The following is a 212-nucleotide window of genomic DNA, read 5'->3' as shown; positions in this document are numbered from 1 at the left end:
GTGCATCCGGGAGGATTCGAACCTCCGACCGCTCGGTTCGTAGCCGAGTACTCTATCCAGCTGAGCTACGGATGCATCGGGAAACTTACTTTACTGCAGATTTTGATACCGCGGGAAAGCCGTATCAAGTAAGAGATGGTGCATCCGGGAGGATTCGAACCTCCGACCGCTCGGTTCGTAGCCGAGTACTCTATCCAGCTGAGCTACGGATG

General features: G+C 54.7%; 1 tRNA gene. It reads right to left on the bottom strand.

Going from position 1 to position 212, the window contains the following annotated elements:
- Nucleotide 1: 1 nt before the first annotated feature.
- A tRNA-Arg gene (locus NA624_RS23060) sits at nucleotides 2–75 on the bottom strand.
- Between the last annotated feature and the right edge of the window lie 137 nt (nucleotides 76–212).

Source organism: Salmonella sp. NW38 (genome assembly GCF_051807745.1).
Lineage (GTDB): Bacteria > Pseudomonadota > Gammaproteobacteria > Enterobacterales > Enterobacteriaceae > Salmonella > Salmonella enterica.
This window is presented reverse-complemented; position numbering and strand designations above follow the sequence as displayed.